This is a genomic window from Amycolatopsis sp. NPDC004625, assembly GCF_040609695.1.
In the GTDB taxonomy this organism is placed as follows: Bacteria; Actinomycetota; Actinomycetes; order Mycobacteriales; family Pseudonocardiaceae; genus Amycolatopsis.
Genome location: NZ_JBEXKX010000016.1, coordinates 33322 through 57282, shown reverse-complemented (window position 1 = coordinate 57282; position 23961 = coordinate 33322). Strand labels below are relative to the sequence as shown.

Sequence of the window (23961 nt, the reverse complement as noted above, 5' to 3'; positions counted from 1 at the left end):
GGTCGGCGGCGTTCTACTCTGCAATCATGTACATCGCACTCTTGACCTACACGGCGCCCGAAACAGAAGTCGACTACGCACTTCCGGACCATTCGGACTGGTTGCGCAAACAATTCACGAAGGGACTGTTCCTGGTTTCCGGAAAGGGCAACGGCGCGGCCGACCAGGTGATACTGACGCGGTCGGTGCTGCGCGGCAAGCTCGACGCCGTGCTCGCCAGCGACCCGTTCGTGGTCCGCCGGCTCGCCCGCTACGAAGTCATCGAGTTCACCGCCACGCGCACCGCGCAGGAGCTGCTGGCGATCAACGAGGCCATTGCTTCCTGAACCGCGGTCTTCGGGGGTCCGGGTGGCGGAGCCCCCGGCCCGGGCGAAGCCCGGAATGTTACAGCCGTCATGGGTCGGGTGGCCCGGCGACGACGCCAGCCACCTGACGGCGAAGAACACTCGCCCGCTGCGCCTCGCTTATGATCGCGAAGGACGTCCAGCAGGGAGAGTGCGATGAAAACCCCCGACCTCGTCTTCCGGGGCCGCCGGTTGAGCAGGGACCGCGCGCTGGTGCTGGCCGCGGTCGAGGCGCTCCCGTCGGCCCGGGACACCACCCGCGCCGCCGTCGCCGACGGCGCCGACCTCGTGAGCTTCGCCGGGACCGGCGTCGAGACCCTGGTCGGGTGGGCGCGTGAGACTTTTCCCGGCCTCGTCGTGGGGGCCGAAACCGCTGATGCTTCGGTGGCCGGGGCTTGCTGTGAAGCGGGCGCGGACCTGATCGTGGCCGGCGCCGACCTTTCCGAGGTCGCCGCGCGGTTCGGCGTGGGTTACGCCGCCGCCTCGGTGCCAGCCGGATTGCCCGCTTCGGGCGTCTTGGTGGACGTCGGGGAGTTCCGGCTGCCGGTGCCCGGCGACGTGCCCGTGCTGGCCGGGGTGGCCGGCGACGGAACGCCCGGCGGCCTGGCGCGCGCCGCGCTCGCGGCGTCGGCGGGGGTGGCGATCATCCGTACGCGGCACGTGCGCGAGGTGCGGCACGTGGCCGAGATGGCGGCGAGCATCGCGGGCACCCGCCCGCCGGCGAAGGCGGTCCGGTGGGAGTGATCCGGCAGATCTGGCCGGCGGCGCGCGACCTCGGCGAAGACGACCTCGAGCAGCTGTACCGCTACCCGGCCGACCCCCGCTGGCTGGCGGTGAACTTCGTGTCGAGCACCGACGGCGCGATCACGGTGGAGGGCCGGTCGGGAGGCCTGTCGACCCCGGCGGACCGGATCGTCTACCGCCTCGGCAACGACCTGGCCGACGTGGTCCTGGTGGGCGCGGGCACGGCGATGGCGGAGGGCTTCGAGGGAATGCGCCCCGACGCGGCGACGGCCGGCCGCCGGCGCCGGTTCGGCTTGGCCCCGATCGCCCCGGTGGCGGTGGTGACGACGGGCCGTTCCCTGCCGCCGGACGCCCCGGTGATCACCAAGGCGGCGGTCCCGACGATCGTGTTCACCTGCGCTTCGGCCCCCGCGGCGGTGCGCGGGGCGTGGGCGTCGAACGGGGCCCGGGTGTTCGTCGTGGGCGAGGCGGAGGTGTCGGCCGAGGGAGTGGTGTCGACGCTGGTGGCGGAAGGCCTGGGCCGCATCGACTGCGAGGGCGGCCCGCGGTTGTTCGGTTCGCTGATCGAGGCGGGCGTGGTCGACGAGTTCCGGTTGACGGTGGCGCCGTTCCTGGTGGCGGGGACATCGAGCCGGGCGGCGGTCGGCGGAGTGGTGGATCCGGCCGCGCTGGAGCTGGCTTCGGTGCTGACCGACGGGGACAGCGTTCTGCTGCGCTACCTGGCTTCGCGCTAGTTTTGTCGGTCCCTTCCGGTAGTGTGGAATTCGGGGGCTCCCTCGCGCGGTTCCTGTTGCGGCACAAGGGAAATCGCCGCTCAGCGCGCCCGCCGTCATTCACCCGGTCCAGCGATGATGTTCGAACCTTTGTTCGGGTACCGTCGGAGACATGACCGCCATCCGAAGACCCCGGCACCGGAAATCGGTGCTGCACCAGAGAAAAACCCTACCGATCGAGCAAGCGCCGGAAATGGTCCGGCAGCGGCAGTTCCCGCGCCTCCGCCTGCGTCAGCCACGCGAAGTCGTCGTGCTCCTCAGGGCTGAGCACGACCTCGCCCGCGCCGATTTCTTCCACCGTGTAAAAGAAAGCGTGGATCCGCAGCGGGCGGCCGGCGATGTCCGGCCACGCGTCGCGAGCCAGCTCACCCGTGACGCGGACCGCCAGCCCGGTCTCCTCCGCCGCCTCGCGCACCGCTGTGGCTTCACCCGGCTCGCCCGGCTCGGCCGTCCCGCCGGGCAGTTCCCAGCGGCCCGCGAGGAACACTCCGGGCACGCGGCGGAGGAACAGCACCCGGTCGCCGCGGGCGAGCCAGCAGTAGGCCAGGTGCTTGTGCGCGATCTCCGTCATGCGCGCGATTCTCGCTCAGTTGGTCTTCGAGGTCGGCAGGTGGGCGCCGAGGTAGCCGACGTACACCGTGCCCGTCCGGTCGGTGTCGTCGAGGAAGTGCAGCCGCGGCGCCGGCGACTTGAACCGCTCCAAGGCGATGTGGGCGCCGAAGTAGTCGCGGCCCGCCGGGTTCGTCCGGGGATCGACGCGGAACGTGCGGGCCTGGCGGAGCCGTTCGTTCGTCGTCACCGTGTCCGACTCGGCCAGGGCGATGATGTTGGCGCTGATCAGCGAACCCGGCTGCCCGGTCCGGGCGAACGCGAGCACGTCGGAAAGCTCGGGTCCGGGGTCCTGGCCGGCCTCCAGCAGCGACGTCCGGGCGCCCGCGTAGGCGTCGAGGGTGCGAAGGGCGTCCCACGCCTTCCGGCGCCAGGCGGCGGCTTTCGGGTGGTGGTCGAGGATCGCGGCCGGAGCCGGCTCGGCCGTGATCGCGAGGTGGTTGAGCGACGCCGTCGCGGCACCGATCAGCTCGCCGAAACTGGGGAAGTCCTCCGGCGGCCGCTCGGCGGCGGCGACCTCGTCGTCCGCGTCGTGGTGGCGGGCGAGCCGGCCGGCCAGCAGGCCGTTGACCCGTCTGAGCTCGTCGCGCTCGGCCTCGGTCTCCTCGAAGGCGCGGGCGTAGTCGTCCACCTCCACCTGCAGGTGCGCGAGCTGCTCCCGCAGGCACGCGACGTCGGTCGCGCAGACGTCTTCGAGGCGGCGGCGGAGCGTCTTGACCTCGCCGGCGTGCCGATCCCGTTCTTCGGCGTGCGCCTTGGCCTTCTTCCGCAGGATCGTGATCACGCCACGCGCCTCGGCGAGTTCCCGTTCGGCGCGGCCGAGCTTCCCGACCAGCTCAGCGTCGGGCTCGCGCTTCGGCGACGCGAAGGGATCCGTGGCGTACCAGGTCCGCACGCTCGGCACCCCGGTCCACTCCTCGGGCAGCGGCGTCCGGCTGCGGGCCTGGATGAGGCGCGTGATCGCGTCCTCGAGCGCCTCGCCGGAAACCGGGCTGGCGGCTTCGACGAAGTCCGGGAGCTGGTCGCATGGGGGCACGTACAGCCGCGCGCCCTGCGGCAGCGCACAGCCCAGCGGAAGGTGCCGGTTGAGCGTGTGGCGGAAGCGGTCGTCGACGTCGAAGACGTTGACCAGCCCGGGCCAGCCCGCCACCGGCACCGTCGGCGGCTCGGTGAGCACCAGCACCGCCGAAGAGCGCCACGGTGCCACCAAAGCCTCGCCCAGCAGGTCGGCCAGGTGGTCGCATTCCCGGCGCGACCAGCCGCGCATCGCCAGCACCGGCGTTTCGATCGGGATTTCGTCGCTGCCGCTGGCGCCCAGCTCCTCCAGCCCGATCCGCTCGGCGGGCGCGATGTGGCAGCTGCGCCACGGCCGCGTGCTCGCCGCGGCGAGCAGCCAGGTCACCCGGTCCTCGCCGGCGCGGTAGCACAGCGAAAGCAATACCTGAACGGAGTAGCGGCCTTCGCCGCCCTCGTACGCGAACTTCAGATCGCACCGGCGCGAACCGCCGTCGTCGGACGAGCCGAGATCGGTCACCGTGTAGTCGTCGTGCTGCCGCTGACGGCTGATCAGCCTGCTGCGCAACGCGTCCAGGGGGCGTTTCCCCTCGGTGGGGACCAGTCCGTGGTGCCAGATCCGGTGCACCCCCACAGGACTCAACTCCGTTCGCCGGGAACAGGACCTCAGCCGAACATAGCGGATCCTGTGACCGTTCGAACGCGGGGCGTCACCCTGTTCGTGTCCAGAGGCAGAACGGGTGCCCCGCCGGATCGAAACAGACGCGGACATCGTCCTGCGGCTGGAACCCGGCGACCACCGCGCCCGCCGCGGTCGCCACCGCCGTCGCCTCCTGAAGGTCGTCGACCTCGATGTCGAGGTGCAGCTGCATCTGCTGCGCACCCCCGGCCGGCGGCCACACCGGCGGAACGTGCCCGGTCTCCAGCTGGAACGACAGGCCGGCGCTGCCATCGTCCGGGCGCAGCGTCACCCACTCCGGTTCGTCGGTGCGGATCGGCCACCCGAGCAGCTTCGAGTAGAACTCGGCGAGTGCGCGGGGTTCCGGCGTGCCGAGCACGGTGGAGGTCAGCTTCATGATCGGACTGGTACCCGCAAGCCGCGATCTCTACCGCGGCGGGCGCTGTTCGACGCATGGGCCGCTGCCGGCCGTGGTGGACCAGCCGGCCGCGATAGGTTGCCGGGCAGGTCGAGGGATACTTCGGCTCGTCCGGGCACCCGGTGGCCCGCAGCTCCGGCACCAGCATCAAAGGTGAGTATCCCGCCCTGTCCGACCCGACCGGCCGCCTGATCCCTCGGCGCGGGGCACGGCCCCCCGCCGCCTCCCGCTGCGACCCCCTGCCACCACCAGCACCACACTGGCCGATTTCCGCGGAATACCTCGGCATCGCAGCGGTTGGATCCTGGCGCAGGCGTTGAGATCACTGAGGGAGCTGCCATGTCGTCCGAGCACATCCAGGGGACCGTCGCCGACGGGTTCGAAGGCGTCCGTGCGGAGTTCGCCGCCGTTGCCGTCGATCAAGGGGGTGACTATGCCGCGCAGCTCGTCGCGCACGTCGACGGGGAACGAGTTGTCGACCTCTGGACCGGTCCCGAAATCGACGGTGACTCGCTGACCGGCGTGTTCTCCTCGACCAAGGGGGCCGCGCACCTGGTGGTCGCGCTGCTCGTCCAGGACGGTGTGCTGGACCTCGACGAGCGGGTCGCGCACTACTGGCCGGAGTTCGGCGCCGCCGGCAAGGACCGGATCACGCTGCGCGAGCTGCTTGCGCACCGCGCCGGTGTCGTCGGGGCGGACGGGGGCTTCACGGCCGAAGAGATCGCGGACGACCGGATCATCGCCGAGCGGCTCGTCCCGCAGCGGCCGTACTGGCGGCCCGGCACCGCGTTCGGCTACCACGCGCTCGTGATCGGCGCGCTGACCGGCGAGGTCGTCCGGCGCGTCACCGGCCGCAGCATCCAGGAGCACTACGAAGAGCGCGTCCGCAAGCCGTTCGGCCTCGACTTCTACCTCGGGCTGCCCGAAGAACTGGAACCGCGGTTCCTGACCACGCAGCCGATGCTGCCGACGCCCGAGCAGCTGGCGGAGCTCGAGGCGAACGCGACCGGTCCGGACAGCATCACCGGCATCGCCTTCAACCGGAACCACCCCAAGGGCCCGGAACTCTGGGAGCTGCCGAACCTCAAGCCGGTCCGCCAGCTGAGCCCGGCGTCGGTGGGCGGCGTCGCGTCGGCGCGGGGGCTGGCCGGCATGTACGCGGCGGCGATCAGCGGCTCCGAGCCGCTCCTGCGTCCGGAGACCGCGGCGGAGTTCGCGCAGATTCACTCGATCGGCGACGACCTGTCCACCCGCAACCACAACGCCTTCGGCCTCGGCTTCGCCATCGTGTCGGACGACTACCCCGTCCTGGGCCAGGGCGCGTTCGGCCACAGCGGCGCGGCCGGCTCGCAGGCGTTCGCCGACCCGCGCAGCGGTCTCGCGTACGGCTACAACCGCCGCCGGTTCGCCTTCCCGGGTGGCGCCGCCCCGGAAAACGCCCGCCTGGTCAGCGCGGTCCACGCGGCGGCGACCGCCTAGGGAGCTGTCCTGTAAGTCATCGGAAGCCAGGGGCACGATGGCGGCGGGCGACTTGATCATCGCGCTCCGGGCCGACGAAGGCGGTCCGCCGGTCTCGCATCACTCGGCGGGTCGAGGGGATGCGAATACACCTTGTCCGTCAACTCACCGCGACCAACCACCCGGCACAACCACCAGAGGTCCAGCTCAACCACTTGCAGGTGATCGCCTACCCGGCGGCGGGCGGCCCGCGGCCTCGACCGTCCACAGTAGACGCTCCGGTCACGGTCCGTGGCCGGAGCACCACGTACCCGCGAGTGGCCTCCTGAGGGCTCAGGTGCACGTCCGGAGTGGACGTCGTTACAGACTTCACCCGTTAGGACGTTCCGGTCGGGGCATCCCGCCTGCTCACCGCGTCCGGACTGACTTTCCGTAGCGAAAACTCTCCCGATCATTGCTCCGATGTGAAACTATTGGGCCGTTCGCGGGGAGAGGGCCTCGCGACAGGGGACTCACCGTCACGGCAGCGTCCCCATGCAGATCCCCAGGGGAGAGGAGATCGACCATGTCGACGCCCACGGATGTCAAGCCCGGCGAAGCCCCGGAGCCGGTCGAGGAGCCGGTCGAGCCGGCTCAGCCGCTCGTGCAGTGGACGGACGCGGACGGCAAGGTCCACGTCGACCACCCGGTGCACACCGAGTGCGCGAACGGCTGCTATCAGGTTGTCACGCCCTGAGCCACGCCTCGTCGAGGCAAGCCCGCCTGCTGATCTACCGGTAGGCGGGCTTCTTTTTGCCGACGCCTGTGCTGTCATAGGTGAGTGCCCGTGATTGAACTGGACCCCTCCGAGGTGATCGAGAGGGTTCGTTCCCTGCAGAAGGACGCCGCCGACGCTTCGTGCGTCGCGCGGTACCACCTGAGCCTCCGGCTGCTGCGCCGCGGGATGAGCCTGCTGGACTCCGTGCACCCGGTGCCGGCGGAGCACCACACCGACTGGCTGGTGACGCGCATCCGGCTGGCCAGCACCATGACGGCGATCTCCTCGGAGATCTCCAACGACCTCGCCGCCGGGCTGGCGGGCCTGGACGACGTCCGGCTGCTGATCAACGCCGTGGCGGATCCCGTCCTGCAGGCCGAGCTCAACGGCTCGCTCAACCACAACTACGCGATGCGGCTGATGGGTGTCGGGCGCAACGACGAGAGCCTCGCGTCGTTCGACCGGGCGGTCGGGCACCACGAGTACCGCCTGGCCAACGGCACCGACCCCGAGTCGCGGATGAGCGCCTTCACGTTGACGCTGGCGTCGCGCGGCTGGGTGCACATCCGGCTGGGGAACGTGCGTGAAGCCCAGGCGGACCTGACCCGGTCCCTCGAACTCGCGGAGAAGTACGAGCTGCGCGGCAACGCCGCCAGCACCCGGCGGACGCTGGGCACGCTCGCCCTGCGGATGGGCGATGTCCCCGAAGCCCTGCGGCTCTACGACGAGTGCGAGCGCAGCTACCGCGCGCTCGACATGGAGATCCCGCCCACCCTGCGGCTCGCGCAGGCCGAGGCCCTGCTCGCGGCCGGGCTCGCGGACGAGGCCGGGGCCCACCTCGACGAGATCCTGCCGGTCATGGTCGAAGAGCAGAGCGTCAGCCGCGAACTGGCGCTGGCCGAGCTCTACCGCGCCTCGGCCGCGCTGATGGGCGACGACGTCGAGCTCGCCAGGGAGATGGCCTACTCGGCGCGGCGCCGGATGCTCAAGGTCGGGTGCCTGACCTGCACGGCCAACGCCACCCTGATGGGCCTCAAAGCCGACGCGCGGGACGCACTGGAGACGGGGGACGTGCCCGCGAGCCTGCCGACGCGGGCCCTGCGCCAGGCCGCGAAGATGCCGGCCCCGCAGCTCACCGACCAGGCCGCGACCGCGCGCATGCTCGCCGTCCGGCTGGACATCCGGCGCGGCAACCTCAAGCGGGCCGTCGAGACCTTGCAGCTGGTGCCGCGGCCCGGGCAGCTCGCCCCCATCGACTACCGGATGCTGCGGCGGCTCTGCCGGGCCGAACTCGCCGTCGCCCAGGGGGACCGGGCGAAGGCGCTCACCGAGATCCGGTCCGGGCTCACCGAACTGGACGCCGTCCGGGACCGGATGGGCGGGCTGGACCTCGTCTCCGGGACCGCGCTGCACGGCCAGGAACTCGCCGACCTCGCCGTGAAGCTCGTGCTCGAACGCAACGACGCCCGGCGGCTGTTCGTCTGGCTGGAACGCACCCGGGCCCAGACCTACCGCTACGAACCGCTTTCGGCCGGCACCGATCCGGAGCTCGCTGCGCGCGTCGCCGAGGTGCGGGGGCTCGGGCAGGCCATCCAGGAGGCCCAGCACGACGGGCACCCCGTCGCCGGCCTGCGGGCGAAGTACAACGAACGGCTGCGGGAGGCCCAGCGGCTCGGCTGGCACACCGGGCGGTGGGGCCGTCCGCGGCCCGTCGCGGGGCTCGCCGAGGTCGCCGGGCGGCTCGGGGAGCGGGCCATGGTCAGCTTCGCCGCTTCCGGCGACGAGCTCGTCGCCGTCGTCGTCGCCGGGGGTGAGTGCCGGCTCGTTCGGCTGGGGTCCGCCGGGGCTGCCGCCGAGTCCGCGCGCGTGCTCAACGTCGACCTCGACGCCCTCGCGCCCGACAACCTGCCCGAGCGGCTCGCCGAGGTCGTCATGGCTTCGGCGCACAAGCAGGCCGACAAGCTCGACGCCCAGCTCGTCCGGCCGCTGGCCGGCCTCATCGGCGACCGCGACCTGGTCATCGTCCCGACCGGCCCGCTCTACGCCGTGCCGTGGGGCGTGCTGCCGGGCCTGCGGGGGCGGCCGACCGTCGTCGCGCCGTCGGCGACCGCGTGGCTCGCCGCCGAGCTGACCCGGTCGACGCGCGCCCGCAAGATCGTGCTGGTCCGCGGCCCGGGCCTGGCCGGCGCCCGCGGTGAGCTCGAAAAGCTGACCACGCACTACCGCACCGCGACGACGATGACCGGCGCCAAGGCCACCGTGAAGTCCGTGCTGCGTGCGATGGACGGCGCGAAGCTCGCGCACTTCGCCGCGCACGGCGCGCACGAGCCGGAGAACGCGCTGTTCTCCCGGCTCGAACTGGCCGACGGCGCCCTGTTCGGCCACGAGATGGCCGGGCTGCGGCAGCCGCCGCGGCAGGTGGTGTTCGCCGCGTGCGAGCTGGCGATGAACCGGATCCGGCCCGGCGACGAAGCGCTCGGCTTCGCCAGCGCCCTGCTGGCCAGCGGCTCGCGGACGGTGATCGCGCCGCTGTCCCGCGTCGGCGACCTCGCTTCGGCGGCCGCGATGGACGACTACTACCGCGCGCTGGCCGTCCGGGACAGCCCGGCACTGGCGCTGGCCGACGCCATCGCCGTCGACCCGTTCCGCCGCCCGTTCGTCTGCCTCGGCGCCGGTTAGGGCAGCTGCGCCGGCGGCGACCACACCAGCCGCGGGTCGGTCTGGACGAAACTGCCGAGCAGCTGGTCGACGCGGGTCAGCACGTCGAGGTCGAGCCGGACGCCGGCGGCCTTGGCGTTCTCCGTGACCTGCTCGGGCGTGCTCGCGCCGGCGACCGCCGAGGCGACCGTCTCGTGCTGCAACGTCCACGCCAGCGCGAGCTGCGCCATCGTCAGGCCGCAATCGTCCGCGACCCCGCGAAGCAGCTCCACCCGCTCCAGCAGCTCCGGCAGGAGCAGCGGCCGGGCGTGCGGGTGGGCGGCGGCGCGTGACCCCGCCGGGATGCGCCCGTCCCGGTACCTGCCGGTCAGCACGCCCTGAGCGAGCGGCACCGACGCGAACTGCCCGACGCCGATCCGCGTGCCCACCGGCATCACCTGGGCCTCGGGCACCCGCCACAGCATCGAGTAGTGCGGCTGGTTGGCGATCAGCGGCACGTCGTACCGCGCCGCGGCCTCGTGCGCTTGGAGCAGCTGCTCGGCCGTCCACTCCGAGGTCCCGGCGTACCGGATCTTCCCCTGCCGCACCAGGTCCGAGAGCGCGAGGAACGTTTCCGCGACCGGCGTCCGGTAGTCGAAGCGCAGCAGCTGGTAGACGTCGACGTGGTCGGTGCGCAGCCGCCGCAGCGACCCTTCGAGAGAGGCGATCACGTGCTTGCGGCTCAGGCCCGCGTCGTTCGGACCCGGGCCCTCGGGCCAGAAGACTCCCGTGCACAGTACCAGATCGTCGCGGCGCATCCCGGCGAACGCCGCTCCGAACGCGGCTTCCGCGGCGCCCCCGTCCCAGGCGGCCGCGGTGTGGAACGTCGTGACACCGGCGTCCAGCGCCGCGGCGACGCAGCCCGGCTCGCCGTGCGTCAGCCAGTTTCCGTAGGCGATTTCGCTGACGGCGAGCCCGCTCGCGCCCACCCTGCGGTACTCCACTTCAGCCTCCCACGGCCATCTCGTCGATCCACGCGTCGACCGCGCCGGCTTTGCGGGCGAAGGACTCCCGCACCGATTCGTGCGGCAGGATCAGGAACTCCTCGGTGCCGAGCCCGCGCACGACCGCCTCGGCGACGTCGTCGGGCTCGATGAGCGGGGCCGCCGCGGCGATGGCCAGCGCCGCCGGGTGGCCGGCCGCGATGCCGGGTTCGAGCAGCGCCGTCCGGACCCCGAGCGGGCACAGCGCGCTGACCCGCACCCCGCGTGGCCGGTAGGTGATCGCCAGCCACTCGGCGAGGCCGACGGCCGCGTGCTTGGTGACCGAGTACGGCGCGTCGCCGGGGATGCCGAGCAGGCCGGCGCCCGACGCCGTGATCAGCAGGTAGCCCTCGCCGCGCGCCAGCATCGCGGGCAGCACGGCCTGGGCGGCGTGGACGTGCTGCATGACGTTGATCTCCCAGGACCTCTGCCACTGCTCGTCGGCCGCGTGCACGCCGGTGCCGAACGCCGCACCCGCGTTGGCGCAGAACACGTCGATGCGGCCGAACTCGGTGCGGGCCGTCGCGACCAGCGCCTTGAGGTCCTTTTTGGACGTCGCGTCGGCGGCCACCGCGACGGCCCGGCCGCCCGCGGCCGCGATCTCCGCCACCACCCGCTCGGCGCCTGGGGTGTCCACGTCGGACACGACCACGCCGGCCGCCCCTTCCGCGGCGAAGCGGCGGGCCATGGCGGCCCCGATTCCGTGTGCCGCGCCGGTCAGCACGACCACGCGTCCGGTCAGTTCCACGCGGGCTCCAGAAATATCGGGTTCGAATTGTCACCTGCGTGCGGGAAATGTATTTTCCGGTTGCGATGCAGGTGATAAAAGTGCTGGTCGGGGCGGTGATCGTGCCTGGTGGCACGGTTTTGCACGTTAGCACGACTATTGCGTTTCAGGTATCCGGTGCGTTATTCCTGAAGATCGCAACGCCCCGCGTACAGGAGGTCCCGCCGATGGCCGAGCTCGTCCCGCCGTCGCACGCTCGACGGCTGCGGTGCCTGGGAGTCGGTGGTCCCGGCGAGGTCGCCGCCATCGCACGCGACGGTGGCCTCGGCGTCCTCGACGGCGCCGATCCGGCCGACCTCCGGCTGGTCGCGGCCCGGGTGCGCGTGCCCTACGGGGTCCGCACGGACGGCCCGTTGCCCGCCGGTGCGGCCTTCGCCGTCCGCACGCACGGGCCGTGGGCGGGAGCGCTCGCCGAAGTCGCGGACCTGGCCACGGCCGCCGAGGCGGTCCGCGGCGGCGCGCTCGGCTTGGTGACCCGCGGTGGCGACCTGAGTGACTTCGTTCTGCTGCAACAGCTTCTCGGCGCCTTCGACGTCCCGGTGTGGGGCAGCGTGGCCGGGCCGCGGACGGCGGTGGGTGCGCTCGCCGGAGGTGCCGCCGGAGTCGTCGTCCGGTCCACAGAGGATGTTCGCCGGATCGTCGGGGCAGACGTGCCGGCGCCGACCCTCGGGACGCGGCTGTGCCGGACGCTGGGGACGCCGCTGCCGGTCGTCCAGGGCCCGATGACGCGGGTGAGCGACCAGCCGGGCTTCGCGGCCGCGGTCGCCGACGCGGGCGGGTTCCCGTTCGTCGCGGTGGCCACGGCGAACGGCGCGCGCACCACCGACCTGCTCGCCCGGACCGCCGAGCGGCTCGGTGAACGTCCTTGGGGCGCGGGCATCCTCGGCTTCGTACCCGACGACCTGCGGGCCGCCCAGCTCGCCGCGATCCGGACCGCACGGCCGCGGTGCGTGCTGGTCGCGGGCGGGAAACCGGGCCAGGCCAAGGCATTGGAAGCCGAGGGGATCGCAACGTTCCTGCACGTGCCGTCGCCGGTGCTGCTCCGCCAGTACCTCGACGCCGGGATCCGCCGGTTCGTCTTCGAGGGCGCCGAATGCGGCGGCCACATCGGCCCGCGGGCCAGTTTCGAGCTGTGGGAGGAACAGCTGGCCGTCCTCGGCGCGGCGAAGGACGTCGAGGTGCTCTTCGCGGGCGGGATCCACGACGCCCGTTCGGCCGCCGTGGTCGCCGCGATGGCGCAACCGCTCGACGCCGTCGGCGTCCTGATGGGCACGGCGTACCTGTTCACCGAAGAAGCCGTGGAACACGGGGCCATCACCGGCCTGTTCCAGGAACGCGCGCTCGCCGCCGTCACGACCGTGACGCTCGAGACCGCCCCGGGCCACCGCACGCGGTGCCTGCCCAGCCCGTACACGGCGGAGTTCGAGCAGGTCAAGGCGGGTCTCGGCGCGACACCGGAAGCGTGGCAGCGGCTGGAGGAGCTGAACACCGGACGGCTGCGCGTCGCGAGCAAGGGCGTCCGCCGCGACGGCGAGCCACTCGACGCGGCCACTCAGCTCGAAGAAGGCATGTACCTGGCCGGCCAGGTCGCCGTCCTCCGGGACCGCCGGACGACGATCGCCGAGCTGCACCGCGAGGTCACCGCCGGGCAGACGTTCGCCCGCCCGGAAGAGGCGGTCGCGGAGAACTCCCGTGACATCGCGATCATCGGCATGGCCTGCACGTTCCCCGGCGCACGCGACCTCGACGCCTTCTGGTCGAACGTCCTGCGCGGCGACGACGCCGTCACCGAAGTCCCCCGCGACCGCTGGGACCCGGACGTCTACTTCGGACAGTCGACGTCGAGGTGGGGCGGGTTCCTGCCCGCCCTCGACGTCGACCCGCTGGAATTCGGCATCCCGCCGTCGGCGATGGGCAGCATCGACCCCGCGCAGCTGGTGTCGCTGGAGACCGCGCGCCGCGCGCTGGCCGACGCCGGGTACGCCGAGCGGGACTTCGACCGCGAGCACACGAGCGTCGTGTTCGGCGCGGAGGCGGGTGGTGACCTGGCGAACGCGGGCGCCCTGCGGTCCCTGCTCGACGGCTACTTCGACGAGGTGCCGCCGGAGTTGCTCGCCCAGCTGCCCGAGCCGACCGAAGACAGCTTCCCGGGCACGCTGGCCAACGTCATCTCCGGCCGGATCGCCAACCGCCTCGACCTCGGCGGCGCGAACTACACGGTGGACGCCGCGTGCGGGTCGTCCTTGGCCGCGCTCGACCTCGCCGCCAAGGAACTGCGGGCGGGCACCAGCTCGCTGGTCCTCTGCGGCGCGGTCGACCTGCACAACGGCATCCACGACTACCTGATGTTCACCTCGGCCGGAGCGCTGTCCCCGACGGGCCGCTGCCGCCCGTTCGACGCGGCGGCGGACGGCATCGCGCTCGGCGAGGGCGTGGCGTGCCTGGTCCTCAAGCGACTGTCCGATGCGGAACGCGACGGCGACCGGATCTACGCGGTGGTCAAGGGAGTCGGCGCGGCCAGCGACGGCAAGGCGCTGGGCCTGACGGCGCCCCGCCCGGAGGGCCAGCGCCGCGCACTGGCGCGCGCCTACCGGGACGCGGGGGTGTCCCCGGCCGAAGTGGGGCTGGTGGAGGCCCACGGAACGGGAACGGTCGTCGGCGACGCCACCGAGCTGCGGACGCTGACGGAGTTCTTCACGGAGGCGGGAGCGCGGCCGGGCGCTTGTGCGCTGGGGTCGGTGAAGAGCCAGATCGGCCACACGAAGTGCGCGGCGGGCCTCGCCGGGCTGATCAAGGCGGCGATGGCGCTGTGGCACGAGGTGGTCCCGCCGACCCGGCACCTGACCAGCCCGAACGCGGCTTGGGACGCGACGGCGAGCCCGTTCACGTTCACGACGTCGGCCCGGCCCTGGCCCGAACCGGCACGGCTGGCGGGGGTGAGCGCATTCGGCTTCGGCGGGACGAACTTCCACGCGGTGGTCGCGGCGGCACCGGTGGCCCCGGACCGGCGGCACGGGCTGCGGGACTGGGCGCCGGAAGCCGAACAGACCGTCGCCGGTATTCGACGCCACGATGCCGATCCCGGCAAGGTCGCCTTCCTCTTCCCCGGCCAGGGCAGCCAGCGCCCCGGCATGCTCGCCGACCTCTTCGTCCACTTCCCCGAACTCGCCGAGGTCCTCCGGCTCGCCCCCGATGTCGCCGCCACGGCCTTTCCGGCGAAAGCCTTCACCGCCGAGGCTCTCGATGCGCAGGAAGCCGCCCTCACCGACACCCGCGTCGCCCAGCCGGCGCTCGGGCTCGTCGAGATCGCCGTCGCGGAACTGCTCGCCCAACTCGACGTGCGTCCCGACTTCCTGGCCGGGCACTCCTACGGCGAACTCGTCGCCCTCTCCGTCGCCGGGGCCTTCGACACCGAGACCCTCCTCCGCCTCAGCCGGGCCCGCGCGCAAGCCATCGCCGAGGTCGCGAAACCCGGCGCCATGGCCGCCGTCAAGGCGAACCGGGATGCCCTCACCGCCACCCTCATCGGCCCGGATGTCGTCGTCGCCAACCACAACGCGCCCGAACAGGTCGTCCTTTCCGGACCGGTCGCTGCCGTCGAACGGGCCGTTCGGCGGCTCGGGGAAACCGGCATCTCCGCCCGGCGGATTCCCGTCGCCTGCGCCTTCCACAGCCCGCTAGTCGCCCCCGCGGCGGACCTTTTCGCGGCCGATCTCGCGCGGGAGAGGATCGATCCACCGCACCGTCCCGTGTGGGCGAACCGGACCGCCGAACCGTACACCGACGTCAAGACCGAACTCGCCGCGCAGATCGGCGCCCCGGTCCGCTTCCTCGACCAGATCGAAGCGATGTACGCCGCCGGTGCCCGGACCTTCGTCGAAGCCGGCCCCGGCCGCGTGTTGTCCCGGCTGGTCGAGGAAATCCTCGGCGACCGCCCGCACACCGTCGTCGCCTGCGGCCCGGACCTCAACGGCTTCCTGACCGCCCTGAAGACCCTCGCGCAAGCCGGCGTCGACGTCCGGACCGAACGGCTGACGCGGCCGCCGCGGCCCGCACCGCCCGGTACCGCCTGGGCCGTCGACGGGCGGTCCGCCCGCGCGCCCGGCGCCGACGCACCCGCCCTGCCCCCGGCCCGACGAATCCGGAGTACCGCCATGACCCAGCCCACCGGCCGTGACCAGGCGATCGTCGACTTCCTGCGCACCACCCGCGAGCTCGTCGCCGCGCAGCGGGAGGTCATGCTCGGCTACCTCGGGAGCAGCGCACCCGCGCCGGTGCCGGTGGTCGTTGACGAGCCGCAGCCGGAACCCCGGCCGGAACCCGTGGCCGAGACGACGCAGCAAGACGTCCTGAGCACCGTGATCGGCGTCATCAGCGAACGGACCGGCTACCCGGCCGAGATGATCGCCGTCGACCTCGACCTCGAAGCCGACCTCTCGATCGACTCCATCAAACGCACCGAGATCGCGGGGACGCTGCTGAGCCGGCTGGGCCTGCCCGCCGACGACCGCACCGACCAGCTCAGCCGCGACCGCACGGCCGACGCCCTGGCCGCGCACCTCGAAAGCTGGCTCTCCCCGGCACCCCCGGCCGCCGCCCCCCGCCGGTACCGGCTCGAACGCGTCCCGGTGCCGCTCGACCCCGATCCCGCACGGCTGCACGGCAAGTCCGTGACGGTCCTCGACGGCGACGACGCCGTGCGCGCCGCGTTCAGCCGCGCCGGGGCGAAGATCGTCGGCGAAGACGCGGACATCACCGTCGTGCCGGCCGCCGGGCGCAGCGTCCCGGAGGTCTTCACGCTGCTCAAGGCGCTGAGCGGCACCGTGCTGGTGGCGGCCGGACCGGGCATCCCCGGGTTGCGCGGCCTGGTCCGCGCGGCCGCGCTCGAACGCGACGGCGTGACGCGGCTCGTCGAGGCCACGCAGGACATCGCGAAGGTGCTCGTCGACGAGGCCCTCAGCGACGGCCCGCCGGTCGTCGGCCACGACGACGGGGGCCGGTTCACGATCGAGCCGCGGGCCGCCGACCTCCCGTCGATCGCCTACGCCGGCGCCGGGCCGGGCGGGGGTGAGCTCGCCGCGCTCGGCCTCGGACCGGAATCCGTGGTGCTGCTGCTCGGCGGGGCGCGCGGGATCACCGCCCGCGCGGCGATCGCGTTCGCCGCCTCCGGTGCGCGGATCGAGCTGGCCGGACGCACCCCGTGGCCCGGCGAGCCCGACGACCTGCCCGCCGACCCGGCCGCGATGCGGGCGGTGCTGGCCGGTCGCGGTGGCGCGGTGGCCGACATCGAACGCCGGGTGCGGACCGTGCTGGCCCAGCGCGAGATCGGCCGGACCCTCGGCGAGATCCGCGCCGCCGGCGGCCACCCCGCGTACCACGAACTCGACGTGCGCGACTCGGAGGCGGTGCACCAGCTGGTCAAGAGCCTCGGGCGGCTCGACGGTGTCGTCTTCGCCGCCGGCGTGCTCGACGACAAGCTGATGGCGGACAAGGACGAGCAGTCGTTCCGGACCGTCTTCGAGACCAAAGTGGAGGGTGCGGCCGCCCTGCTCGACGCGCTCGAGACCGAGCCCGGGTTCGTCGCGTTCTTCGGCAGCATCGCCGCGGTGCTGGGCAACCGTGGCCAGACCGACTACGCCGCCGCGAACGACGCCCTCGAAACGATGGGGGCGAACTGGGCCGGCCGGGCCGTGACCGTCCACTGGGGACCGTGGGCGCCGGACGGCGACCACGCCGGCATGGTGTCGCCGGAGCTCGCGCGCGAGTACGAACGCCGGGACATCGGCCTGCTCGACCCGGCCGAGGCCACCGCGGCCCTGCTGCGCGAACTCGCCTACGGGACCGACCGGTCGGTGCTGTACACGGCGTCGCTGTGGTGACCCAGGAGCCGGTGGCCATCGTCGGCATGGGCGTGTTCCTGCCCGGCGCGTCCACAGTGGACCAGTACTGGCGCAACCTGGTGGCCGGCACCGACGCCGTCACGGAGGTCCCGCCGCACCGCCGTGACCCCGGGTTCCACGGTCGCGAGGGCGTCGCGCCGGACCGCACCCACGGCCGCCGCGGCGGCTTCACCCCGGACACCCTCGACTTCGACCCGCTCGCCCACGGCGTCCCGCCGACGTCGCTCGACGGCACCGAGCCGGACCAGCTGACGGCGCTGGCCGTCGCCGTGACCGCGGTCGGCGACGCCGGGGGCCTCGGCCGGCTCGGCGACCCGGAACGGATCGGCGTCGTGCTCGGCCGCGGCGGGTACCTTTCGCCCGGGTTGCAGGGTTTCGACCAGCGGGTCCGGACCGTCCGGCAGATCACGCGCACGGTCGGCGAGCTGATGCCGTCGGCCGGGCCGGACGTCCTCGACCGGCTGCGGACGGCGCTGCTCGAACCCCTCGGCGAGTTCCGGCCCGAGACCGCCGCCGGGCTGGTGCCGAACCTCGCCGCGGCCCGCGTGGCCAACCGGCTCGACCTCGGCGGCCCGGCGTACACAGTGGACGCCGCCTGCGCGTCCTCGCTGGTCGCCGTCGACCAGGCGATCGGCGAGCTGACCCGCGGTCGCTGCGACGCCGTGCTGGCCGGTGGGGTGCACCAGACGCAGGACGACACGCTCTGGTCGCTGTTCACCCAGCTCGGCGCGCTGTCGCCGAGCCAGCGGATCAGCCCGCTGTCCCGCGCCGCCGACGGCATGCTCATCGGCGAGGGCACCGCGATCGTCGTGCTCCGGCGGCTGGCCGACGCCCGGCGCGACGGCGACCGCGTGTACGCCGTGATCCGCGGCAGCGGCACGTCGAGCGACGGCCGGGGTGCGAGCCTGCTCAGCCCGTCCGTGGCTGGGCAGACCCTCGCCCTGCGCCGCGCCTGGGCGGGCCGCGATCCCGCGGACATCGGCCTCCTGGAGGCCCACGGCACGGCCACGCCCGCCGGGGACGCCGCGGAGCTGACCACCGTCGCCGACGTCTTCGGCCCGGCCGGCGGGCCGCGCGCGGTGATCGGCTCGGTGAAGTCGATGATCGGGCACACGCTGCCGACCGCCGGGGTCGCCGGGCTGGTCAAGGTGGCGCTCGCGCTGCACCACGGCGTCCTGCCGCCGACGCTCAACTGCGCCGACCCCCACCCGCTGCTGGACAAGACGCGGTTCCGGGTGCTGGCCGAGGCCGAGCCGTGGGGCGCGCTGCCGCGCGTGGCCGCGGTCAACGCGTTCGGCTTCGGCGGGGTGAACGCCCACGTCGTGCTCGAAGCCGGCGACCCCGCGCCGAAGCGGCGGGTGCGCGTCGACGAGCCGGAACGCGTGCTGCGCCTGGCCGCGCGCACGCCGGAGGAACTGCTGGAGCAGCTCGAAAAGCCCGGCGAAGGCGCCGGACCCTGCCGGCTCGGCATCGTCGGCGCCGACGACCGCAAGCTCGCCACGGCCCGCCGCGTGCTCGCCAAGGTGGCCGCCGAGGGACGGCCGTGGCACGGCGGCGGCGACCTCTGGTGCAGCGTCGATCCGCTGTTGCCGGCCGGGAAGACGGTGTTCGTCCACCCGGGACTGGAGGCCGGCGGCGAACCGCGTCTCGACGACGTGGCCGGGCACTTCGGCCTCGACCGTCCACAGTGGTCGACGGCGAACGTGCTCGACCGCGCGGCGAGTGTGTCGGCGGCCGGGCTGCTGCTCGACGACGTCCTGCGGCGGCTGGCGGTCCGGCCGGACGCCCTGGCCGGGCACAGCGTCGGGGAGTGGACCGCGATGCAGGCCGCCGGGATGTACCGGGCGGCGCCGGACGCGCTGGCGCGGTACTGGCCGGACGGCTTCGAACTGCCCGAAGCGGATTACCTCGTGCTGGGCGCCCCGGCGGCGCGCGTGGCCGGGCTGCTCTCCGCTGACCTGGTCGTTTCCCACGAAAACGCGGCGCGGCAGACCATCGTGTGCGGCCCGCCGGACGCCGTCGCGGACTTCGCGGCAACCTGCCGTGACCAGGGGATCGTGGCCACGACCCTGCCGTTCCGGTCCGGTTTCCACACCCCGCTGATGCGGCCGCACCTCGAGCCCTTCGCCCGGCTCGTCGCGGACCTGGAGCTGCGGGCCCCGAAGCTGCCGGTGTGGTCGGCGACGACCGCGCGGCCGTACCCCGCGGACCCGGACGGCGTCCGCCGGCTCTACCTGGACCACCTGCTGCGCCCGGTCCGGTTCCGGGAGCTGACCGAGGCGCTGCACGACACCGGGTTCCGCGTGTTCGTTCAGGTCGGCGCCGGTCAGCTCGGGTCGTTCGTCACCGACACGCTGGGCGAGCGGCGGCACCTGGTCGTCGCGGCCGCGTCGGGCACCCGGCCCGGGCTGGCGCAGCTGCGGCGCCTGGCCACCGCGCTGTGGACCGAGGGCGGCGACCCGGACTTCGCGGCGCTGGAACCCCGGCGCATCCGGCTCACCACCGGAAACCCCCTGCTGTCCCTGGGAAAGTCGGCCCGCGGACTGCTGGACGCCGCAGCGCCGCCGGAGCTGCCCGCCGGGGTGCCGGACGCGATCGTCGCCGAGTTCACCGCCCTGCTCACCGAAACCCGCCGGGCCGCGGCGGACGTCGTCGCGGCCGCGCACCGGCGGTCCGAGTCCACTGTGGACGTCTCGCTCGCGGCCATGCCGTACCTGCGTGACCACCGGTTCTTCCGCCAGCGCGACGACTGGCCGGACGAGTCGGACTTCCGCCCGGTGGTACCCGCGACGACCCTGGTCGACCTCGCCTGCCGGGCCGCCGAACGCGCCTGGCCGGGCACGACCGCGGTCGCGGTGCGGGACGCGGTGTTCTCGCGGTGGCTGATCGCGACCCCGGCCCAGCGGGTGCCGCTGTCGCTGAGCCGCGAGGGCGACCACGTGACCGTCGAAATCGGACCATACGCCCTGATGACCATCGAACTGGGCACGTTCGCCCCGCCGCCGTCGCGGACCGAGGTACCCGGGCCGGAGACCGCGCCGCCGCTGACCGCGGCCGAAATCTACGCGCGGCGCGAGATGTTCCACGGCCCGGCGTACCAGGGCCTGGCCCGGCTGACCGGGCTCGGCGAGCAGCACATCCGTGGCGAACTGGTCGTCCCGGAAGCACCCGGCGGCCTGCTCGACAACGTCGGCCAGCTGCTCGGCTGCTGGCTGATGGCGACCCGGTCCGACGCCCTGCTCGCGTTCCCGCGCTCGATCGGCCGGCTCACCTGGCACGGCCCCGAACCGGCCGCCGGGACGCGGGTCGGGTGCCTGGTCCGGGTCCGGCTGCCGCGGCCGGACGTCCTCGAGATGGACGCCGAGCTGGTGCGGGACGGCCGGGTGCTGGCGCGCATCGACGGCTGGCGGGACGTCCGGTTCCCCTGCGACCGCGCGGCCCACCGCGTCTACGCCTTCCCGGCGGAGCACCTGCTCGGCGAGCGCCGGGCCGACGGTTCGGTCGCGGTCACCGACCGCTGGCCGACGGTCGCCGCGCGGGACATCTACGCCGGGATCCACCTCAGCGCGGCCGAACGCGCGGAGTTCGCCGCCGTCCCGCCGCGGCAGCAGCGCGGCTGGCTGCTGAAGCGGATCGCCGTCAAGGACGCCGTCCGGGCGCGCCTCGGCGAACCCGTCTACCCGGCGGAAATCCGCGTCCACGAAGACGGCACGGTGTCCGGCCACCACCGGGACCTGCCGCCCTTCGCCGTCTCGGTCGAGCTCAACGGCGACACCGCCATCGCACGAATCAGGAGCACTTCATGACCATCGACCACGCGTCCGCCACCTTCGACGTCGTCGCCGAGCTGCTCGCCGAGCTCGTCGGGGACGCCGACGTGCTCGGCACCGAAATCACCCCCGGCACGACGTTCCACGAGGACCTGCAGCTGGAGAGCATCGACCTGGTGACCTTCGCGAGCATCCTCGCCGAGCACTTCGGCGCGGACGTCAACCTCGCCGAATACCTGGCGGAGCAGGACCTCGACGACGTCATCGGGCTGACCGTCGGCGACATCGCCCGGTTCGTGGGGGAGCGCACGTGCCCACGATGACCGTCAACGGGCTGCGCACCAACGTGCAGCTCGTGCCGGCCGGCGGCACCGAAACCGTGGTGTTCCTGCACGGCATGGGCACCGACAGCCTGGCGAGCTTCTACCTGACGCTGGCGCCGCCGGTCGCGGCCGCGGGCATCGACGTGATCAGCTACGACCTGCGCGGGCACGGCAAGACCGAGCGGCCGGAGCGCGGCTACACCCTCGGGGACTTCGTCGCCGACCTGGACGACCTGCTGCGGCAGCTCGGCGTCGACCGGCCGGTGCACCTGGTGGGCAACAGCTTCGGCGGCACGCTGGCCTACAGCTACGCCGTGGCTCACCCTTCCCGGGTTCGCAGCATCGTGTGCATCGAGTCCGAGCCGGCGACGGAAGTGTGGGCGGAGAAGATGAGCGCGATCCTCGCGCACACCGTGCGGTTCCTGCAGGTGGAGGAGAGCTTCGACTGGATCGAAGCCAACTTCAGCGCGCACCACCGGCGGCTCGCGCGGATGGCGGCCGAGCGGATCACGTCGACGAAGATGGCCGAGGAGGTCCCGCTCGGCCCGTTGCTGACCTGGGACCAGGTGGCGGCCATCGGCTGCCCGGTGCTGTCCATTTTGGGCAGTCACGGCTACCAGGCCGACGATCTCGAAGCGTGCACGTCGTTGCTGCCGAACGGCGAGCTGCACGTGTTCGAGGGGCAGGGGCATTCGGTGCTGGTGGAGCAGCACCGGGAGGTGCGTGCGCTGGTGCTGAAGTGGATCGAACGGCACGCCGCGTGAGGTTCCTGCTGGTGGTGCCGCCGCTGGCCGGGCACGTGGCGCCGTTGCGCGGGGTGGCTGCGGTGCTTTCCTCGCGCGGCCATTCGGTGGCTTGGTGCGGCCCGGAGCCGCTGCTGTCCACTTTGGTCTCCGGACGCGTGTTCCCGGCCGGGGGTTCGGCGCCGTTCTCGTTGTCCCTGCGGCCGCCGGGGCTGCGCGGGTTCGCCGCGTTGAAGTTCCTGTGGGAGTCGTACCTGGTCCCGCTGGCGGATGCGATGGTGCCCGGGGTTTCGTCGGCGGTGGCGGCTTTCGAGCCGGACGTGGTCGTGGTGGACCAGCAGGCGATGGCGGGCGCGCTGGTGGCGGCCCGCTGCGGGCGGCCGTGGGCGACGTCGGCGTCGACGTCCACCGAGCTGGCCGACCCGCTGGGGACGTTGCCGAAGATCGCGTCCTGGGTTTCCGATCTCCAGGCCGGCCTGCGGGCCCGGCACGGCGTCCTGCTGGGGGACCTGCGGTTCTCCCCGCACCTGGTGCTGGCGTTCACCACCCGCGCCCTGGCCGGCGAGTGCCGCCTGGCGGTGCCGGTGTCGTACGTCGGCCCGGCCCTGCCCGCGGCATCGGGCGAGTGGTCCCTTGTGGACGATCGGCCGCTGGTGGTGGTGACGCTGGGGACGTCGAACGACTCGGCGGGCTCCCGGTTCCTGGCGGAGAGCGTGGACGCGCTGGCCGGAATGCCGGGCGTGCAGGGGCTCGTCGTCGACCCGACGGGCTCGCTGGTCAGCGAGAGCGTGCTGCTGGCCCGGCGGATCCCGCAGGTGGCGGTGTTTTCGCGGGCCTCGGTGGTGGTCTGCCACGGCGGCCACAACACGGTGTGCGAGGCGTTGTCGGCGGGGGTGCCGCTGGTGGTCGCGCCGATCCGGGACGACCAGTCGATGCTGGCCCAGCAGGTGGTGGCGGCGTCGGCGGGGGTGAGGTTGCGTTTCGACCGCGCGAAGGCGGCGGACATCCGCAAGGCGATCGAAGCGGCTCCGGGGTATGCGCCGGGCGCGGAGAAGATCCGCAAGTCGTTCGCGGCCGCGGGCGGTGCCCAGGAGGCGGCCGACCACCTGGAGGCGCTGGGTTAGCCGCGGTTGCGGAACGTCCGAGCCGCCAGCACCGAGCCCACTACCGCGGCCACCGCGGCGATCGCCACCGCCGTCAGCACCGACCAGCCGATCGGGCGGCCCAAAGCCAACGCCCGGGTCGCGTCGATCGCGTACGTCAGCGGGTTCACCGCCGACACCGCTCGGACCCACGCCGGCATCGTGTCCAGGGGCATGTACGCGCTCGACGAGAACATCAGCGGGAACATCACCACGAACGACGCCGCCTGCAACGTCTCCGCCTTGCGCAGCCACGTCGTGATCGCCACGAACACCCAGCTCAGGCACCAGCCGACGACCAACGTCAACGCCAACGCCAAGCTCAGGCCCAGCACTCCGCCCGCCGGGCGGAAGTCCAGGAACACCACGCTCGCCAGGGCCGTCACCGCCAACTGGACACCCAGCCGCGCGGCGTCCGCCAGCGTCCGGGCCACCAGGACCGAAAACAGCGAGATCGGCAGGCACCGCAACCGCCCGGTGAAGCCGCCGTAGATCTCCGCCAGGAGGCCCGCGCCCGAGCTCATCGCCGTCGTCATCGCGATGTTGACCAGCGTCGCCGGCACCAGGAAGTTCACGTAACCCTGGTACGCCGCCACCCCCGGGAGCTCTCCGACGCCGCTGAACACCTGGCTGAACAGCACCAGCAGCACCACCGGCTGCAACAGCCCGAAGAACACCAGCCGGCGGTCGCCGAACGCCGTGCGCAGGGATCGGGCCGCCAGGACCCGGACCTGGGTCCAGAAGCCGGCTTCCGGCCACGCCGCCGGGTCGCCGAGGGCGGCCACCGCCGCGCGGTGGCGGGCCTGGGCCATCGGGAACC

Annotated in this window: 17 protein-coding genes; 11 read left to right on the top strand and 6 right to left on the bottom strand. The window is 73.1% G+C overall.

From position 1 onward, the window contains the following. Nucleotides 1–26: 26 nt before the first annotated feature. The 3 genes from ABZW17_RS19990 to ABZW17_RS19980 all read left to right on the top strand — a co-directional run bounded on the left by ABZW17_RS19990 (nucleotide 27) and on the right by ABZW17_RS19980 (nucleotide 1822). Complete coding sequence (locus ABZW17_RS19990) at nucleotides 27–326, top strand: hypothetical protein (protein WP_354815840.1); 300 nt, start codon at nucleotides 27–29, stop codon at nucleotides 324–326. A gap of 174 nt (nucleotides 327–500) precedes the next feature. Further along, entirely contained in the window at nucleotides 501–1088 is a 588-nt protein-coding gene (locus ABZW17_RS19985) for a dihydropteroate synthase (protein WP_354815837.1), read from the top strand. Continuing rightward, nucleotides 1085–1822 (top strand): dihydrofolate reductase family protein, encoded by a 738-nt coding sequence (locus tag ABZW17_RS19980; protein ID WP_354816295.1) that lies wholly within the window; start codon nucleotides 1085–1087, stop codon nucleotides 1820–1822. The genes ABZW17_RS19985 and ABZW17_RS19980 overlap by 4 nt, the downstream gene beginning before the upstream one ends. A 208-nt stretch (nucleotides 1823–2030) precedes the next feature. Here ABZW17_RS19980 and ABZW17_RS19975 read toward each other — a convergent pair whose 3' ends face one another. The 3 genes from ABZW17_RS19975 to ABZW17_RS19965 all read right to left on the bottom strand — a co-directional run bounded on the left by ABZW17_RS19975 (nucleotide 2031) and on the right by ABZW17_RS19965 (nucleotide 4560). Beyond that, complete coding sequence (locus tag ABZW17_RS19975) at nucleotides 2031–2432, bottom strand: NUDIX hydrolase (RefSeq protein WP_354815834.1); 402 nt, start codon at nucleotides 2430–2432, stop codon at nucleotides 2031–2033. A 15-nt stretch (nucleotides 2433–2447) separates the two neighbouring features. After that, on the bottom strand, nucleotides 2448–4118 hold the full coding sequence (locus tag ABZW17_RS19970) for a hypothetical protein (protein WP_354815831.1): 1671 nt from the start codon (nucleotides 4116–4118) through the stop codon (nucleotides 2448–2450). Nucleotides 4119–4194: 76 nt separating this feature from the next. After that, a complete protein-coding gene (locus ABZW17_RS19965; RefSeq protein ID WP_354815828.1) occupies nucleotides 4195–4560 on the bottom strand; it encodes a VOC family protein in 366 nt (121 codons plus the stop codon). A gap of 360 nt (nucleotides 4561–4920) precedes the next feature. Here ABZW17_RS19965 and ABZW17_RS19960 point away from each other — a divergent pair, with 360 nt between their 5' ends. The 3 genes from ABZW17_RS19960 (at nucleotide 4921) to ABZW17_RS19950 (ending at nucleotide 9475) form a co-directional block, all read left to right on the top strand. Then, nucleotides 4921–6060 carry a serine hydrolase domain-containing protein gene (locus tag ABZW17_RS19960; RefSeq protein WP_354815825.1) on the top strand — a complete coding sequence of 380 codons (1140 nt, stop codon included), beginning with the start codon at nucleotides 4921–4923 and terminating at the stop codon, nucleotides 6058–6060. Nucleotides 6061–6604: 544 nt separating this feature from the next. After that, a complete protein-coding gene (locus ABZW17_RS19955) occupies nucleotides 6605–6775 on the top strand; it encodes a hypothetical protein (RefSeq protein ID WP_354815822.1) in 171 nt (56 codons plus the stop codon). A gap of 90 nt (nucleotides 6776–6865) precedes the next feature. Further along, entirely contained in the window at nucleotides 6866–9475 is a 2610-nt protein-coding gene (locus tag ABZW17_RS19950) for a CHAT domain-containing tetratricopeptide repeat protein (RefSeq protein WP_354815819.1), read from the top strand. On the opposite strand, the gene ABZW17_RS19945 is transcribed toward ABZW17_RS19950, so the two are convergent. Both ABZW17_RS19945 and ABZW17_RS19940 read right to left on the bottom strand, forming a co-directional pair. Next, complete coding sequence (locus tag ABZW17_RS19945) at nucleotides 9472–10437, bottom strand: aldo/keto reductase (protein ID WP_354815816.1); 966 nt, start codon at nucleotides 10435–10437, stop codon at nucleotides 9472–9474. The two genes, ABZW17_RS19950 and ABZW17_RS19945, sit on opposite strands and share 4 nt — an antisense overlap. 1 nt (nucleotide 10438) lies before the next feature. Continuing rightward, on the bottom strand, nucleotides 10439–11224 hold the full coding sequence (locus tag ABZW17_RS19940; protein ID WP_354815813.1) for an SDR family oxidoreductase: 786 nt from the start codon (nucleotides 11222–11224) through the stop codon (nucleotides 10439–10441). Nucleotides 11225–11430: 206 nt separating this feature from the next. Here ABZW17_RS19940 and ABZW17_RS19935 point away from each other — a divergent pair, with 206 nt between their 5' ends. The 5 genes from ABZW17_RS19935 to ABZW17_RS19915 are packed head-to-tail and all read left to right on the top strand — an operon-like array spanning nucleotide 11431 to nucleotide 23123. Next, a complete protein-coding gene (locus ABZW17_RS19935; protein ID WP_354815810.1) occupies nucleotides 11431–17142 on the top strand; it encodes an SDR family NAD(P)-dependent oxidoreductase in 5712 nt (1903 codons plus the stop codon). Beyond that, nucleotides 17136–20969: a beta-ketoacyl synthase N-terminal-like domain-containing protein gene (locus ABZW17_RS19930; RefSeq protein WP_354815807.1), complete on the top strand. Its 3834-nt coding sequence runs from the start codon at nucleotides 17136–17138 to the stop codon at nucleotides 20967–20969. The genes ABZW17_RS19935 and ABZW17_RS19930 overlap by 7 nt, the downstream gene beginning before the upstream one ends. After that, nucleotides 20966–21256 carry a phosphopantetheine-binding protein gene (locus ABZW17_RS19925; protein WP_354815804.1) on the top strand — a complete coding sequence of 97 codons (291 nt, stop codon included), beginning with the start codon at nucleotides 20966–20968 and terminating at the stop codon, nucleotides 21254–21256. Before ABZW17_RS19930 ends, ABZW17_RS19925 begins: the two co-directional genes overlap by 4 nt. After that, nucleotides 21244–22020 (top strand): alpha/beta hydrolase, encoded by a 777-nt coding sequence (locus ABZW17_RS19920; protein WP_354815801.1) that lies wholly within the window; start codon nucleotides 21244–21246, stop codon nucleotides 22018–22020. The genes ABZW17_RS19925 and ABZW17_RS19920 overlap by 13 nt, the downstream gene beginning before the upstream one ends. Continuing rightward, on the top strand, nucleotides 22017–23123 hold the full coding sequence (locus tag ABZW17_RS19915) for a nucleotide disphospho-sugar-binding domain-containing protein (RefSeq protein WP_354815798.1): 1107 nt from the start codon (nucleotides 22017–22019) through the stop codon (nucleotides 23121–23123). The genes ABZW17_RS19920 and ABZW17_RS19915 overlap by 4 nt, the downstream gene beginning before the upstream one ends. On the opposite strand, the gene ABZW17_RS19910 is transcribed toward ABZW17_RS19915, so the two are convergent. Continuing rightward, on the bottom strand, nucleotides 23120–23953 hold the full coding sequence (locus ABZW17_RS19910; RefSeq protein WP_354816292.1) for an ABC transporter permease: 834 nt from the start codon (nucleotides 23951–23953) through the stop codon (nucleotides 23120–23122). The two genes, ABZW17_RS19915 and ABZW17_RS19910, sit on opposite strands and share 4 nt — an antisense overlap. Between the last annotated feature and the right edge of the window lie 8 nt (nucleotides 23954–23961).